At 56.9% G+C, this 15,046-nt stretch carries 15 protein-coding genes; all 15 read right to left on the bottom strand.

Going from position 1 to position 15,046, the window contains the following annotated elements:
* Positions 1 to 54: 54 nt before the first annotated feature.
* Positions 55 to 927, bottom strand: a complete 873-nt coding sequence (gene rpsC, locus IC234_RS14100; protein ID WP_190925689.1) for a 30S ribosomal protein S3 — start codon at positions 925 to 927, stop codon at positions 55 to 57.
* 6 nt (positions 928 to 933) lie between these two features.
* On the bottom strand, positions 934 to 1,347 hold the full coding sequence (gene rplV, locus IC234_RS14095; RefSeq protein WP_190925687.1) for a 50S ribosomal protein L22: 414 nt from the start codon (positions 1,345 to 1,347) through the stop codon (positions 934 to 936).
* A gap of 1 nt (position 1,348) precedes the next feature.
* Complete coding sequence (rpsS, locus tag IC234_RS14090) at positions 1,349 to 1,627, bottom strand: 30S ribosomal protein S19 (RefSeq protein WP_190925685.1); 279 nt, start codon at positions 1,625 to 1,627, stop codon at positions 1,349 to 1,351.
* A gap of 3 nt (positions 1,628 to 1,630) precedes the next feature.
* Entirely contained in the window at positions 1,631 to 2,458 is an 828-nt protein-coding gene (rplB, locus tag IC234_RS14085; RefSeq protein WP_190925683.1) for a 50S ribosomal protein L2, read from the bottom strand.
* A gap of 51 nt (positions 2,459 to 2,509) precedes the next feature.
* On the bottom strand, positions 2,510 to 2,797 hold the full coding sequence (gene rplW, locus IC234_RS14080) for a 50S ribosomal protein L23 (protein WP_190925681.1): 288 nt from the start codon (positions 2,795 to 2,797) through the stop codon (positions 2,510 to 2,512).
* Positions 2,797 to 3,435, bottom strand: coding sequence for a 50S ribosomal protein L4 (rplD, locus tag IC234_RS14075; RefSeq protein WP_190925679.1), 639 nt, complete (start codon positions 3,433 to 3,435; stop codon positions 2,797 to 2,799). The genes rplW and rplD overlap by 1 nt, the downstream gene beginning before the upstream one ends.
* A 9-nt stretch (positions 3,436 to 3,444) precedes the next feature.
* Positions 3,445 to 4,065, bottom strand: a complete 621-nt coding sequence (gene rplC / locus IC234_RS14070; RefSeq protein WP_190925677.1) for a 50S ribosomal protein L3 — start codon at positions 4,063 to 4,065, stop codon at positions 3,445 to 3,447.
* Positions 4,066 to 4,214: 149 nt separating this feature from the next.
* Positions 4,215 to 5,489, bottom strand: coding sequence for an O-antigen ligase family protein (locus IC234_RS14065; protein ID WP_190925675.1), 1,275 nt, complete (start codon positions 5,487 to 5,489; stop codon positions 4,215 to 4,217).
* 95 nt (positions 5,490 to 5,584) lie between these two features.
* Complete coding sequence (gene rpsJ, locus IC234_RS14060; protein ID WP_190925673.1) at positions 5,585 to 5,890, bottom strand: 30S ribosomal protein S10; 306 nt, start codon at positions 5,888 to 5,890, stop codon at positions 5,585 to 5,587.
* Positions 5,891 to 5,928: 38 nt separating this feature from the next.
* Positions 5,929 to 8,067 carry an elongation factor G gene (gene fusA, locus IC234_RS14055; RefSeq protein WP_190925670.1) on the bottom strand — a complete coding sequence of 713 codons (2,139 nt, stop codon included), beginning with the start codon at positions 8,065 to 8,067 and terminating at the stop codon, positions 5,929 to 5,931.
* 103 nt (positions 8,068 to 8,170) lie between these two features.
* The gene (gene rpsG, locus IC234_RS14050; protein WP_190925668.1) at positions 8,171 to 8,638 is read right to left on the bottom strand and encodes a 30S ribosomal protein S7; all 468 of its coding nucleotides are present in this window, start codon (positions 8,636 to 8,638) and stop codon (positions 8,171 to 8,173) included.
* Positions 8,639 to 8,736: 98 nt separating this feature from the next.
* Complete coding sequence (gene rpsL, locus IC234_RS14045) at positions 8,737 to 9,165, bottom strand: 30S ribosomal protein S12 (protein WP_190925666.1); 429 nt, start codon at positions 9,163 to 9,165, stop codon at positions 8,737 to 8,739.
* 99 nt (positions 9,166 to 9,264) lie between these two features.
* On the bottom strand, positions 9,265 to 9,831 hold the full coding sequence (locus tag IC234_RS14040; protein ID WP_190925664.1) for a hypothetical protein: 567 nt from the start codon (positions 9,829 to 9,831) through the stop codon (positions 9,265 to 9,267).
* 92 nt (positions 9,832 to 9,923) lie between these two features.
* Positions 9,924 to 10,247, bottom strand: a complete 324-nt coding sequence (locus IC234_RS14035; protein ID WP_046245258.1) for a DUF3467 domain-containing protein — start codon at positions 10,245 to 10,247, stop codon at positions 9,924 to 9,926.
* Positions 10,248 to 10,643: 396 nt separating this feature from the next.
* Complete coding sequence (rpoC, locus tag IC234_RS14030; protein WP_190925662.1) at positions 10,644 to 14,996, bottom strand: DNA-directed RNA polymerase subunit beta'; 4,353 nt, start codon at positions 14,994 to 14,996, stop codon at positions 10,644 to 10,646.
* Between the last annotated feature and the right edge of the window lie 50 nt (positions 14,997 to 15,046).

Here is a 15,046-nt window from a genome sequence, read left to right as displayed (position 1 = left end):
TTTCACTTCGTTCACCAACGAGTGGCAAACGAAGTGAAATGCGTAAGCTTAGTTCTAGCGACGCGGGCCGCGAGCGGCGCCGGCTCCACCACCTTGGGCGGGGCCATTGCGACGAGGACCGGCGTTGTCGCCAGCACCGCGGGGGGCGCGGTCGCCGGCACCACGGCCAGCACCGCCATCGCGACGCGGGCCACGGTCACCATCACGACGCTCGCCGCGGGGGCCGCGGTCGTCACGACGACCACCGCCACCTTCGCCACCGCCGGGGTTGGTGAGCTGCTGGTTCGGCGAGAGGTCGGGCTTGCCGAATACCTCACCGCGCATCACCCACACCTTGATACCGATTTTGCCATACACGGTCTGAGCCTCCGACAAAGCGTAGTCGATGTCAGCGCGCAACGTGTGCAGCGGCGTACGACCTTCTTTGTACTGCTCCGAACGGGCAATTTCCGCACCGCCGAGACGGCCGCCGCACTGAATCTTGATGCCTTCGGCACCAACACGCATCGCAGCCTGAATCGACATCTTCATGGCGCGACGGAAGGAGATACGAGCGGCCAGTTGCTGGGCGATGCTCTCGCCTACCAACTTGGCATCCAACTCCGGACGCTTGATTTCGAAGATGTTGATTTGAACGTCTTTGCTGGTGATTTGCTTCAGCTCGTCCTTAATCTTGTCTACTTCCTGGCCGCCTTTGCCAATCACCACACCCGGACGGGCCGTGTTGATGGTGATGGTGATGCGCTTCAGGGTACGCTCAATCACAATGCGGCTGATGCCGCCTTTCTGAATGCGCGCGTTGATGTACTTGCGGATTTTTTCGTCCTCCACCAGTTTCTCGGCGAAGTCCTTGCCGCCGTACCAGTTAGAGTCCCAGCCTTTGATTACGCCGAGGCGGAAGCCAGTTGGATTTACTTTCTGTCCCATGTTAAATTAGGATTTGGCGTCGGCCTTGGGGTTTTCGGTAGTGCCAACTTCTTTGGCGTGCTTGGAGCCAAGCTTCTCAACCTTCGTGTCGATTTTCAGCGTCACGTGGTTGCTGCGCTTGCGGATGCGGTGGCCACGGCCCTGGGGGGCGGGGCGCAGGCGCTTCAGCTGGCGGCCTTCGTCCACGAAGATTTCGCTGACGTAGAGGTTTGCGTCCTCAATCCGCTCGTCTTCGTTGTGCTGCTGCCAGTTGGCCAAGGCCGAAAGGAGCAGTTTCTCAATCTTCTCGGCGCCGATGTTGGCTTCGAAGCGCAACAGGCCGAGGGCCTGGGTCACTTTCTTGCCGCGCACGAGGTCGGCCACCAAACGCATCTTGCGAGGCGAGGTCGGCACATTGCGGAGTTTTGCTACTGCTTCCATCTTAGCGCTTGCCTTTATCTTTTTTGGCGATGTGACCGCGGAAGTTGCGCGTCGGGGCGAATTCGCCCAGCTTGTGCCCTACCATGTTCTCGGTCACATACACCGGGATGAACTTATTGCCGTTGTGAACAGCGAACGTGTGGCCGACGAAATCCGGGGAAATCATCGAGCGGCGCGACCAGGTCTTCACCACCGATTTCTTACCGGCCGTGTCGAGGGCCGTGACTTTCTTTTCCAGCCGGAAGTCAATGTACGGCCCTTTTTTTAGTGAACGTGCCATATATTACTTCTTGCCTTTGCGGCTCACAATCAGGTTCTCCGAATACTTGTTCTTGTTGCGGGTCTTCTGGCCCTTAGCCAAAATGCCGTTGCGGCTCCGCGGGTGACCACCCGACGATTTGCCTTCGCCACCACCCATGGGGTGGTCGACAGGGTTCATCACCACGCCACGAACGCGGGGACGACGACCAGCCCAGCGGTTACGGCCGGCTTTGCCCATCACAGTGTTCATGTGGTCGCCGTTCGAAACGGTACCAACGGTGGCCATGCAGGTAACGAGCACCATGCGCATCTCGCCCGAAGGCAATTTCAGCGTGGCGTACTTCTCTTCGCGGGCTACGATTTGGGCGTAGGTACCGGCCGAGCGGGCCATGGCCGCGCCCTGGCCGGGCTGCAATTCGATGTTGTGGAGGATGGTACCGAGGGGAATCTCGCGCAGCGGCAGGGTGTTGCCTACTTCGGGAGCGACGCCGGGACCCGACACAATCTTCGCGCCTACCGTCATGCCGGCGGGAGCGATGATGTAACGCTTCTCACCGTCAGCATAGTTGACGAGGGCGATGCGCGCCGTGCGGTTGGGGTCGTACTCGATGGACTTCACGACGGCCGGAACACCGGCTTTATCGCGCTTGAAGTCCACGATGCGGTACTGGGTTTTGTGACCACCACCGATGTAGCGGTTGGACATTTTACCGGAAGAGTTCCGGCCACCCGTCTTGTTGAGGGAAGTCAAGAGCGACTTCTCCGGGGTCGACGTCGTAATCTCGTCGAACGCCGGCGCAACGCGGAAGCGCTGCCCAGGGCTGGTTGGTCTGAGTTTTTTAAGTGCCATTACTAGCTAGTTGTGCTTTTGCGGCGAAAAATATGGAGGCGGAGCCTAGGCCTAGAGGTTGCCGTAGAAGTCGATAACGTCGCCTTCTTTCACGGTTACAATGGCTTTCTTGCCGTGGGCCCGACGGCCGGTCACCTGACCGCCTTTGGTGCCTTTGGTCTTCATTTTGCCAATGGTGCGCATCGTGTTGATTTCGGTCACCGTCACGCCGTAGAGGGCTTCGATGTCCTTCTTGATTTGCACTTTGTTGGCGGTGCGCTCCACTTCGAACGTGTAGCGACCTTTCTCGTTCAGGCCGGTGGCCTTTTCGGTAACGATGGGGCGTTTCAGGGTGCTCATTATTCGGCGGTGCTATAGAGTTCAACCAATGAAGCCATGCCGTCTTCCGAAATCAGGAGCGTGTCCGTGTTCAGCAGGTCGTGGGTGTTGAGGCCGATGGGCGTCGACACTTTCACTTTCTGCAGGTTGCGGGCGCTGAGGATGACGTTCTTGTTCACCTCGCCGGTCACGAGCATGGTCTTTTTGCCGTTAGTCAGCTTGAGGCCGTCCAGAATGGCAACGAAGTCCTTGGTGCGGGGAGTAGTCATGGCAATGGTCTCCACGATGGAGATTTTGCCATCCTTCGCCAGGCTCGACAGGGCCGAGAGGCGAGCTACGCGCTTGGTCTTCTTGTTCAGCTTGAAGCCGTAGTCGCGGGGCTGGGGACCGAACATGCGGCCACCACCAACGAACACACCCGACTTCATGCTGCCAGCGCGGGCGCCGCCCGTGCCTTTTTGTTTCTTCAGCTTCTTGGTGGTGCCGTGCACCTCGTTGCGCTGCTTGGACTTGTGCGTGCCTTGGCGCTGGTTGGCCAGGTACTGCTTCACGTCCAAGTACATCACGTGCTCGTTTACTTCGAGACCGAAGATGGCGTCAGACAGGGTCACTTTGCGGCCGGTGTCTTCGCCTTTGAGGTTATATACTGCGAGTTCCATCGTACTAGTCTATTTCTCGATTACCACGTAAGAATTCTTCGCGCCGGGAATCGAGCCGCTCACCAGAATCAGGTTCTTGTCGCCTACTACGCGCATTACCTTCAGGTTCTGCACTTTCACGCGGTCATTGCCCATCCGGCCACCCATGCGCATTCCTTTGAATACGCGCGAAGGCCACGAGCAAGCACCGATAGAACCGGGGTGACGCAGACGGTTGTGCTGACCGTGGGTCTGGCCACCAACACCCTGGAAGTTGTAACGCTTTACAACGCCCTGGAAACCCTTGCCTTTGGAAGTGCCTACTACGTCCACGAATTCGCCCTCTTCGAAGAGAGTCGCGTCGATGGTAGCGCCAGCGGCGTAGGTCGATTCGGCGTCGAGGCGGAATTCAACCAATTTTTTCTTGGGGGTCGTACCGGCTTTCGCGAAGTGACCAGCCAATGCTTTGGTGGTGTTCTTGGCTTTTTTCTCGCCGTACCCAATTTGAATGGCGGTGTAGCCGTCATTCGCGATAGTCTTAACCTGCGTCACTACGCACGGACCCGCCTCGATGAGCGTGCAGGGAATGTTTTTCCCGTCCGGAGTGAAGAGGCTTGTCATACCGATTTTCTTACCGATAATGCCAGGCATTCTGTTAATGATTAAATGACACAAAAAGAAAACGGCCGAGTGCCGTTTTCGCTAAGGGAGTGCAAAGATAGGAAAAAAGGCTCGGGAATCACAATGACACCTAGAAATATTTTCTAGGTGAGGCTGTTAGCTCCTGGAAAGGCTGTCATCTAAGCCGGACGCCAAACTGGGTCACGGTCGGCGCAAGGCAGCAGTCCTTGCAGGGCCAGCAACAGGAAAAACACCACAAACGCCAGTCCTATTTGCGTTTCCAAGGTGTATTCTACCAGAAAAGAAAGCGCAATGCTCACGTATTGGGCAAGAAGCAGAGGGGCCTGCTTCCGGCGGGCCCACCACGCCGGATAGAACAAGCCAACCATGCCTACCAACAGGCCTAGGGCACCAAAGGCGGCCAGGTTGTATAGGAACTGATTGTGCGGCAAGATGTAATACTCGCTGGTCATCTCGGGATACTCTTCGGCATACCGGACGGCCATCTCATCCTCCAAGTCGGGCTTGCCCACGCCCAGCATGGGGTTGTCGCGCCACACTTCCAGCGCTGCTTTATAAGAGTACAGTCGGCCAGAGATGGAGAATTTCTTGCCTTCTGAACTGGTCTTCTGTTTGGCCTTGCTAACGTCTTCCTTCGTGTTGGTAATCTTATTCCGAAACGTAGGGAAAGCCACGTAGCTTATCGCTGGCAACGCTAGCAAGCAAGCCGCCAGCGCGGCGGCTCGTTTCCATTGCTGCTTGCGAAGCACCAGCCACAGGATGGCAAGTCCTCCGAGCGCATAGAACGTCAGTTCGCCGCTGCGCACGGCCAGCATGTGCAGAAACAGCGCCAGCAAGACCACGGCGCCCCCCAGCCAGATTCTCCAGGAATGCTTCACAGCCCGATGCTCGAGCATGAGGATGCCCGCCGCAATGGCCAAGGTGATGATAAGGCTGAAGCGGATGTGGTCGGGCTCGGTGGGCATCACCTTGGAGCGGTAGTAGCTCTCATTGATTTCGGCGGCGTGTAGCAGGTAATTGATGGTGGCCCCTAAGGCCGCGAGCACCGTTACCCCTATCAACAGCAACCAGAGCCACCGCAGATAGCGACTTGGCAACGCCGGCAGCAACCAAAACCCCAGCCCCAGTCCCAAGATTGGCAATTGCAAAACCAAGTCCTGATAATAGGCGCTGGCATTGGCGGCGGTGGTATGGAAACCTGCCGAGGCGTGCACCAAAAACAGCAAAAACAAGCTTCCAAATACCGGCCAAAGTTGCTTATGGGCTATTCGGCGATGGGAAACCGCATACACCAGGCCGGTGGCCGCTACCCCCGCGATGCCAATGCTAGGCAACACCCGAAACCATTCTGCAACGAAAATGCCGACGATGACACAGCCGCAGAAGAACAAAGCAGCCAGGTGCAAGCGGGCAAGCGTGAAAACAGATTGCATGTGGGCAAAGTAGTAGGCCGCAAGTTCCAAAGAAAAAGCCCCACCGCAACGAAGTACGGTGGGGCTTTCTTTCAATTCACGCTGAAATCGAATCCTCAGACTTTGATTTCTACGTCGACGCCGCTGGGCAGTTCCAGCTTCATCAGCGCGTCAACCGTTTTCGACGAGGTCGAGAAGATGTCCACGAGGCGCTTGTAGGTGCAGAGCTGGAATTGCTCCCGGCTCTTCTTATTCACGTGGGGCGAGCGCAGCACGGTGAACTTCTCCTTTTGCGTGGGCAACGGAATGGGGCCGCTCACGATGGCACCGGTGGCCTTCACGGCCTTCACGATTTTCTCGGAGGATTTATCGACCAAGTTGTGGTCGTAGCTTTTCAGCTTGATGCGAATTTTCTGGTTCATGGTATTGGGCAGGGGCCGATTGCCCCAATTAGAAAAGCTTATTTACCTCCTTTTACTTTGGCAACGATGGCATCGGCCAGGTTGGTGGGCACCTGCTCGTAGTGCGAGAAGGTGAGCGAAGCCGAAGCGCGACCCGAAGAGATGGTGCGCAGGTCGGTTACGTAACCGAACAGTTCGGACAGCGGCACGTCGGCTTTGATTACCTGAGCGCCGGCCTTCGTGTCCATGCCTTTCATCAGACCACGACGACGGTTCAAGTCGCCGGTTACGGGACCCGTGTATTCGTCGGGGCACACCACTTCTACGGCCATGATGGGCTCGAGCAGCTTCGGACCAGCCTTGCGAGCTGCCTCGCGGAAGCCGTCGCGAGCGGCGAGTTCGAACGACAGAGCGTCCGAGTCAACGTCGTGGAACGAGCCGTGGTACAGGCGCACCTTCATGGTTTCGAGCGGGAAGCCAGCCAGCGGACCACGCTTCATGGCTTCTTCAAAACCCTTCTGGATGGGCTGGATGAATTCGCGGGGAATCACACCGCCGACGATGGCGTTATCGAACTCCATGCCGGGTTTCTCCGGCTCGGTTTCTTTCGGACCAAGCTCAAACACGATGTCGCCGAATTTGCCGCGGCCACCGGTTTGCTTCTTGTAGGTTTCGCGGTGGTCAACTTTCTTGGTGAGAATCTCCTTGTAAGCAACCTGGGGAGCACCCTGGTTGATTTCAACCTTGAATTCCCGACGCATGCGGTCGATGATGATTTCAAGGTGGAGTTCGCCCATACCACGCAGGATGGTCTGGCCGGTTTCCTCGTCGGTATTCACACGCAGGGTGGGGTCTTCCTCAATGAGCTTGGCGATGGCCATGCCCATTTTGTCCACGTCGGCTTGCGTCTTCGGCTCGATGGCGTAGCCAATTACCGGCTCGGGGAAGCTCATCGACTCCAGCACCAGGGGCTGGCCTTCGGCGGTCAGCGTGTCGCCGGTCTTGATGTCTTTGAAGCCCACACCTGCAGCAATGTCACCCGCCTGAATTTTGTCAATCGGATTCTGCTTGTTGGAGTGCATCTGCATGAGGCGCGAGATGCGCTCCTTCTTGCCGGTGCGGTTGTTGAGCACGTAAGAGCCCGACTCCAGCACGCCGCTGTAGCAGCGGAAGAAGCACAGACGGCCCACGAAGGGGTCGGTAGCAATTTTAAACGCCAGCGCGGTGAAAGGCTCGGAGTTGTCGGGGTGACGCTCCACTTCCTCTTCCGTCTCGGGGTTCACGCCCACGATGGCGGGCATGTCGAGGGGCGAAGGCAGGTAAGCCATTACGGCGTCCAGCATGGTCTGCACGCCTTTGTTCTTGAAGGCCGAGCCGCACAACACGGGCGAGAACTTCATGTCGATAACCGCTTTGCGGATTACCGTCATCATTTCCTCGCGGGTGATGCTGTCCGGGTCATCGAAGAACTTCTCCATCAACGTATCGTCGTACTCGGCTACGCTCTCCACGAGCTTCTCGCGCCATTCGGCCACGGTGTCCACCAAGTCCTCGGGAACGGGGATTTCGTCGTACGACTTGCCTTCGGTTTTGTCGTCCCACACAATGGCTTTGCCGGTGAGCAGGTCAACTACGCCTTTGAAGGTGTCTTCGGCACCAATCGGGATTTGCAGCGGCACGGGGTTGGCGCCGAGCTTCTCCTTGATTTCGTTTACGGCTTTGAAGAAGTCAGCGCCGGCACGGTCCATCTTGTTGACGAAGCAGATGCGGGGCACTTTGTACTTGTCGGCCTGACGCCACACGGTTTCCGACTGGGGCTCCACGCCCGATACGGCGCAGAACAGCGCCACGGCACCGTCGAGCACGCGCAGCGAACGTTCTACTTCCACCGTGAAGTCAACGTGGCCGGGGGTGTCAATCAGGTTGATTTTGTACTGTTTGGTTTCGCCCGTCGTGTTGCCTTTGGCATCGGTGGGGTAGTTCCAGAAGGTGGTCGTAGCAGCCGAAGTAATGGTGATGCCACGCTCCTGCTCCTGCTCCATCCAGTCCATCGTGGCGGCACCGTCGTGCACTTCCCCGATTTTGTGGGTTTTACCCGTGTAGTACAGAATACGCTCCGACGTCGTGGTTTTACCGGCGTCGATGTGCGCCATAATCCCGATGTTGCGGAGGTATTGAAGGTCTTTGTTAACGGCCATTGTTACAATGAGTGAATGAGTGAATGGCTGAATGGGTGAATGAGGTAAATGGTTCCGCTTAGAATCATTCACTCATTCACCCATTCAGTCATTCGCACTTGTATTAGAAGCGGAAGTGCGAGAAGGCTTTGTTAGCCTCGGCCATGCGGTGGGTGTCGTCTTTTTTCTTGACGGCAGCCCCTTCGCCTTTGGCCGCAGCGATGATTTCGCCGGCCAGCTTGTCCTTCATGGTCTTCTCACCACGACGACGAGCATATTGAATCATCCACTTGGCACCTACCGAAATGCGGCGGTCGGCACGCACTTCAATCGGAACCTGGAAGGTGGCACCACCTACGCGGCGGCTTTTCACTTCCACGGTGGGCATAACGTTGTTCAACGCCTTGCGCCACATTTCGAGGCCGTTCTCCTTGGTGCGCTGCTCCACGAGGTCGCAGGCGTCATAGAAGATGGTGTACGCCAGGTTTTTCTTGCCGTCGTACATCATGTAGTTCACAAAACGGGTTACCAGCGTCTCCTTGTACTTAGGGTCCGGCAGCAGAACGCGCTTCTTCGGTTTTGACTTTCTCATGATATGGTATAGTTGTCAGTTGTTTGTTGTCAGTTGTCAGTTGGTCAGCCGATTGAACGACCTAACAACTGACAACTAACAACCAACAACTAAATCATTTATTTCTTTTTACCGGGTGCTGGTTTGCCGCCTTTGCCCGTTGCGGCGGGCTGGCCCGGCTTCGGACGCTTGGCGCCGTACTTCGAGCGGCGCTGCGTGCGGCCGTTTACACCGGCGGTGTCCAGGGCGCCACGAATGATGTGGTAACGTACGCCTGGCAAGTCTTTAACCCGGCCACCACGAATCAGCACGATGCTGTGTTCCTGGAGGTTGTGGCCTTCACCGGGGATGTATGCGTTTACTTCCTTACCGTTGGTAAGGCGCACACGGGCCACTTTGCGCATAGCCGAGTTCGGCTTCTTAGGCGTGGTGGTGTACACACGGGTGCACACTCCCCGACGCTGCGGGCACGAATCAAGGGCGGGCGACTTCGACTTGGTAGTCAAAGCCTCACGGCCTTTCCGTACTAACTGATTGATGGTTGGCATTTAGCGAATGGTTTGTTTGGAGCCGTTTGCCCCTAAAATTTGGCTTGCAAAGGTAGGATTATTTCGTCGCAATAGCAAACAGCGTGAGGATGTTAATTTTCAGGGTGCTATCTGGCCCACCCAGACTACGCCAAGTTGCACCACCACGAGCGAGTCGCCGTTGCTGTCTTCAGCAGTCCAGTGCGGCTTTCTTGCGACCCATTTGCCCATTTCTGCGAAATCGTCAGGCCAGTAAGGCATGAGATATTCATGAGCAGTCCATTGCAAATCATGTATTCCGGGCAACGATTGATACTCTGGAGGCAGTGGCAAGTCTAGTATATCACCATGTCTTTCTACATACCCGTCCATCTTTTCCTCAATTGCGACCACCACTTCTGATTCACCGAAGGTTGGGTCAAAAATCCACACCGCTAGGTAGAACTCATCGTATCGAGTTGCCATTTGCTTGTGCCACTCCTTATAATCGGCGACCAAGCGGCTAACCCATAGCTTTCTGATGGCAACTGGCGGTTTGCCATTCACTCGCCAAGGGCTCAGCCCTAAGTGGGCATAATCGTAGTGCATCTTACGAATCCGCTCTTCATTGAATGGCTCCTGAATTGCCGCCCATTGCTGGTGATTGCGTAAGTGTCGTTTTAAACCGCGAATTCGTTTCTTATCCATGTATTGGGCGGAGTTTTCATCCTGTCATATAAAGACAGAAAGCGTCCTCATAGATATGAAGACGCTTTCGCAGCTAGAGCAATTGGTTCAGGTTAGGCTTCCCCTACTGCGCCGCCGAAGTTCATCGGGTAGCTGGGGGCTTCGCTCTGCATCTTGATGGTGCCGAAAGCGGCTTCAAACCGCTCGATGTTCTCGGTGAGAGCTTGCAGCAGGCGCTTGGCGTGCTCGGGCGTGACGACGATGCGCGCCTTTACCTTGGCCTTGGGTAGGCCGGGCATCATGCGAATGAAGTCAATCACGAACTCGCTGTTGCTGTGCGCAATCATGGCGAGGTTGGCGTATTCGCCTTCGGCCATGGCTTCGGAAAGCTCGATGTTGATGGCGTTGGGGTCTGGGTTTTGGTCGGTTGGTTGCATGTTTTGCAAGTGTGATTAAAACGTTTGATTACAGTTGTGATGTCCTTCTGTGCTCTTTTGGAAAGAACAACACAGTGCATAGTCCTACCATTAAAGGGATGAACAAGACTATTCTGGCCGTAGGGCTTATCCCTAGTTCACTTAATATTTTACCAAACTTGTATTCAATAAGCGTAGCTACGACAAAGCTTAATAGTGTACCCACTGAGCGAACTAATAATGACTCACGGTTTAAGACTAAGTATAATAGTCCAACGCACATGGCAACTGCCATACATGTTGAGATGAACCAGAAGTCTCCTATGATTTCAAGAAGTGCTGCCATGAGCGAAAAGTAAAAAGAAAAAGCCGACCGGGTCACCCCAGTCGGCTTTTCCATTACAAACCTACGGCGGATTACTCAGCCGACACTTCTCGCTTGCCAGCACGGCTGGGGCGCTTGGCGGGAACGGCCGCTTCGGCCGCCTGGGCGGCTTGGGCAGCTTCCATCTCCTCTTTCGAGCCTACTACCTGACGCGTGTACTCGCGCAAGCCAGTACCGGCCGGGATGAGGTGACCAACGATTACGTTCTCCTTCAGGCCCAACAGTTGGTCGGCCTTGCCACGGATGGCGGCTTCGCTCAGCACCTTGGTCGTTTCCTGGAAGGAGGCGGCCGAGATGAATGAGGCCGTACCCAGCGACGCCTGCGTGATGCCTTGCAGCGTGGGACGCGACACGGCGGGCTGGGCATCGCGCACTTGCACAAGGGCAAGGTCGCGGCGCTTCAGGCTGCTGTTCTCGTCGCGGAGGCGACGAGCCGTCACAATCTGACCGGGCTTCAGGTTGGTTGAGTCACCGGCTTCGGTCACCACTTTCATGTCGATAATCATGTCGTTCTCGGCCATGAAGATGATTTTGTCAATCACCTGGTTTTCGAGGAACGACGTGTCACCGGCATCCAGAATCACCACTTTCTGCATCATCTGGCGCACCACCACCTCGATGTGCTTGTCGTTGATTTTCACACCCTGCAAGCGGTACACTTCCTGAATCTCGTTCACGAGGTACTCCTGCACGGCGCCGGGGCCCTGAATGTTCAGGATATCGGTCGGCGTGATGGCGCCGTCCGACAGCGGCGCGCCAGCACGTACGAAGTCGTTGTCCTGCACCAGAATGTGCTTCGACAGCGGCACCATGTACTTCTTCTTCACGCCGTCTTTCGACTCCACGAAGATTTCGCGGTTGCCACGCTTCACCGAGCCGTAATTCACCACGCCGTCGATTTCCGACACCACCGCCGGGTTCGACGGGTTGCGGGCTTCGAAGAGTTCGGTCACGCGCGGCAGACCACCGGTGATGTCGCGGGTTTTGCCCACCGAGCGCGGAATCTTGGCCAGAATGTGACCGGCGGTGATTTTGTCACCGTTTTCCACGTTCAAGTGCGAGCCCACAGGGATGCTGTAGCCTTTCTGGCCTTCCACATCGCCTTTTTTGCCGGGGCGCACGATGATAGACGGGTTCTGGTCCTTGGCCTTCGATTCGATAATTACCTTCTCGCGGTGACCGGTCTGTTCGTCCGATTCCTCGCGGTAGGTAATGCCTTCGGTGATGGCGTCGAACACCACGGTACCGTCAAACTCGGCCAGAATTACGGCGTTGTAGGGGTCCCAGGTATTCAGCTCAGCGCCTTTCTCCACTTCTTGGCCTTCTTTCACCAACATGAACGAGCCGTACGGCACGTGGTTGGTGGTGAAGACGCGGCCGGTGCCTTTCTCTACGATGCGGATTTCGCCCGAGCGGCCCATCACTACGTCAGCCTTGCGGCCTTCGGCGTCGGTGCTCGCCACGGTGCGAACGTCTTCGAACTCAACCACACCGGCGAATTTGGCTTTGATGCTCGATTCAACGGCGATGTTCGAAGCCGTACCACCTACGTGGAAGGTACGCAGGGTCAGCTGCGTGCCGGGCTCACCAATCGACTGAGCGGCGATGACACCCACGGCCTCGCCACGCTGCACCATGCGGCCCGAAGCCAGGTTGCGGCCGTAGCACTTGGCGCAGATGCCGCGCTTGCTTTCGCAGGTCAGCACCGAGCGGATTTCCACCGATTCGATACCAGCCTGGTCGATGCGGCGGGTCATGTCTTCCTTGATTTCCGAGCCGGAAGCCAGCAGCACTTCGTTCGTGTTCGGGTCCACAATGTCGTGCACCGTCACGCGGCCGAGGATGCGCTCCGACAGTGGCTCCACGATGTCCTCGTTGTCTTTCAACGCGAAGGTCTCGATGCCACGCAGCGTACCGCAGTCCTGCTCGTTCACAATCACGTCCTGCGAGACGTCTACCAGACGACGGGTCAGGTAGCCAGCGTCAGCCGTCTTCAGAGCCGTGTCGGCCAGACCTTTACGGGCACCGTGCGTCGAGATGAAGTACTCGATTACGTCGAGGCCTTCTTTGAAGTTCGACAGAATCGGGTTTTCGATAATCTCGCCAATCGAGCCTTGCAGCGACTTCTGGGGCTTGGCCATCAGGCCGCGCATCCCGCCCAGCTGACGAATCTGCTCGCGCGAGCCGCGGGCCCCCGAGTGCATCATCATGTAGATGGAGTTAAAGCCCTGGTTTTCCTTCTCCAGACGGCCCATCAACGTTTCCGTAATCTGGTTGTTGATGCGCGTCCAGATGTCGATAACCTGGTTGTAACGCTCGTTGTCGGTAATCAGACCCATCTGGTAGTTCTGCGTCACCGCGGCCACATCGGCCTGGGCTTGCTTCACCAGCACGTCTTTTTCCATCGGGATGTTGATGTCGCCCAGACCCATGCTCAAGCCGCCTTTGTAAGCCGACTGGAAGCCCAGGGTCTTGATGTCATCGAGGAATTGCGCGGTGCGGGCCATGCCCGTGCGCTTGAACACCAGCGAAATGATTTGCTGGAGCTTCTTCTTGGTGAGCAGTTCATCCACGAAGCCCACTTCCGTCGGCACCAGCTGGTTGAACAGCACGCGGCCAGCCACAGTCTCGATGACTTTCGTCACGAGGTCGTCGTTTTCGTCGCGTACCTGCGTCCGCACTTTGATGAAGGCGTGCTTCGAGAGCTGGCCTTCGTTGATGGCAATGACTACTTCCTCATCGGAGTAGAACACGCGGCCTTCGCCGGCGATTTTCTCATTGTCGGTGCTGCGCTTGCCTTTGGTCACATAGTACAGACCCAGAACCATGTCCTGCGACGGTACCGCGATGGGCGCGCCGTTGGCGGGGTTCAGGATGTTGTGCGACGCCAGCATGAGCATCGACGCTTCCAGGATGGCGGCCGGGCCGAGGGGAACGTGCACAGCCATCTGGTCACCGTCAAAGTCAGCGTTGAAGGCCGTACAAACGAGCGGGTGCAGCTGAATAGCCTTGCCCTCGATGAGGCGCGGCTGGAACGCCTGGATGCCCAGACGGTGAAGCGTAGGAGCCCGGTTGAGGAGCACCGGGTGGCCTTTCAGCACATTTTCCAGGATGTCCCATACCACGGCGTCCTTGCGGTCCACAATCTTCTTGGCCGACTTCACCGTCTTCACGATACCGCGCTCGATGAGCTTGCGGATGATGAACGGCTTGAACAGTTCGGCCGCCATGTTCTTCGGCAGACCGCACTCGTGCAGTTTCAGCTCCGGACCTACCACGATTACCGAACGACCGGAGTAGTCGACACGCTTACCGAGCAGGTTCTGACGGAAACGGCCCTGCTTGCCTTTCAGCATGTCGGACAGCGACTTCAGGGCACGGTTGCCTTCAGCGCGCACGGCGTTCACCTTACGCGAGTTGTCGAACAAGGAGTCAACAGCCTCTTGCAGCATACGCTTCTCGTTCCGCAGAATCACCTCGGGCGCCTTGATTTCAATCAGGCGTTTGAGGCGGTTGTTGCGGATGATAACGCGACGGTACAGGTCGTTCAAGTCGGAAGTGGCGAAACGGCCACCGTCCAACGGCACGAGCGGGCGCAGTTCCGGCGGAATCACCGGCACCATGCGGATAACCATCCACTCGGGCTTGTTCTCAATGCGGGTAGCGGCATCGCGGAAAGCTTCCACTACGCGCAGGCGCTTCAGGGCTTCCGCCTTACGCTGCTGCGAAGTTTCGTGGGCAGCGGAGTCACGCAGCGAGTAACTCAACTCGTCCAGGTTGATGCGCTCCAGCAGCATGTGCAGGGCATCGGCACCCATGCGGGCGATGAACTTGTTGGGGTCCTCATTGGGCAGCATCTGGTTCTCCCGGGGGAGTTTATCGATGATGTCCAGATATTCGTCCTCGGTGAGGAAGTCGAGCACTTGTACGCCTTCTTCCGCCAAAGAACCGGGCTGAACAACGACGTACCGCTCGTAATAGATAATCTGGTCGAGCTTCTTGGTGGGCAGGCCCAACAGGTAGCCAATTTTGTTAGGCAGCGACTTAAAGTACCAGATGTGGGCAACGGGCACCACTAGTTCGATGTGGCCCATGCGCTCCCGACGCACCTTCTTCTCGGTCACCTCCACGCCGCAACGGTCGCAGATGATGCCCTTGTAGCGGATGCGCTTGTACTTGCCGCAGTGGCATTCCCAGTCCTTCACCGGACCGAAAATCCGCTCGCAGAACAGGCCACCCATTTCGGGCTTGTACGTGCGGTAGTTAATGGTTTCAGGCTTCACCACTTCGCCGGTGCTGCGCTCCAGAATTGCTTCGGGCGAGGCCAGCGAGATGGTGACTTTGGAGAAGTCCTGAACTACTTTCTTGTTTTTTGCGAAAGCCATTTGATTGGGGTTAAGCTAGTAGCTGTTGGCTTTGAGCTGCCTGATTCTTC

The sequence above is a fragment of the Hymenobacter armeniacus genome, assembly GCF_014699055.1.
GTDB classification, from domain to species: domain Bacteria; phylum Bacteroidota; class Bacteroidia; order Cytophagales; family Hymenobacteraceae; genus Hymenobacter; species Hymenobacter armeniacus.
This window is presented reverse-complemented; position numbering and strand designations above follow the sequence as displayed.

Bases quoted from the DNA above. Each gene is read 5' to 3' on its own strand.
- fusA (WP_190925670.1), bottom strand. From the start codon at position 8,067: ATGGCCGTTAACAAAGACCTTCAATACCTCCGCAACATCGGGATTATG.
- rplD (WP_190925679.1), bottom strand. From the start codon at position 3,435: ATGGAACTCGCAGTATATAACCTCAAAGGCGAAGACACCGGCCGCAAA.
- rpsG (WP_190925668.1), bottom strand. From the start codon at position 8,638: ATGAGAAAGTCAAAACCGAAGAAGCGCGTTCTGCTGCCGGACCCTAAG.
- rplB (WP_190925683.1), bottom strand. From the start codon at position 2,458: ATGGCACTTAAAAAACTCAGACCAACCAGCCCTGGGCAGCGCTTCCGC.
- rpsJ (WP_190925673.1), bottom strand. From the start codon at position 5,890: ATGAACCAGAAAATTCGCATCAAGCTGAAAAGCTACGACCACAACTTG.
- IC234_RS14065 (WP_190925675.1), bottom strand. From the start codon at position 5,489: ATGCAATCTGTTTTCACGCTTGCCCGCTTGCACCTGGCTGCTTTGTTC.
- IC234_RS14040 (WP_190925664.1), bottom strand. From the start codon at position 9,831: ATGGATAAGAAACGAATTCGCGGTTTAAAACGACACTTACGCAATCAC.
- rplC (WP_190925677.1), bottom strand. From the start codon at position 4,065: ATGCCTGGCATTATCGGTAAGAAAATCGGTATGACAAGCCTCTTCACT.
- rplV (WP_190925687.1), bottom strand. From the start codon at position 1,347: ATGGAAGCAGTAGCAAAACTCCGCAATGTGCCGACCTCGCCTCGCAAG.
- rplW (WP_190925681.1), bottom strand. From the start codon at position 2,797: ATGAGCACCCTGAAACGCCCCATCGTTACCGAAAAGGCCACCGGCCTG.
- rpsS (WP_190925685.1), bottom strand. From the start codon at position 1,627: ATGGCACGTTCACTAAAAAAAGGGCCGTACATTGACTTCCGGCTGGAA.
- rpsC (WP_190925689.1), bottom strand. From the start codon at position 927: ATGGGACAGAAAGTAAATCCAACTGGCTTCCGCCTCGGCGTAATCAAA.
- IC234_RS14035 (WP_046245258.1), bottom strand. From the start codon at position 10,247: ATGCAACCAACCGACCAAAACCCAGACCCCAACGCCATCAACATCGAG.
- rpoC (WP_190925662.1), bottom strand. From the start codon at position 14,996: ATGGCTTTCGCAAAAAACAAGAAAGTAGTTCAGGACTTCTCCAAAGTC.
- rpsL (WP_190925666.1), bottom strand. From the start codon at position 9,165: ATGCCAACCATCAATCAGTTAGTACGGAAAGGCCGTGAGGCTTTGACT.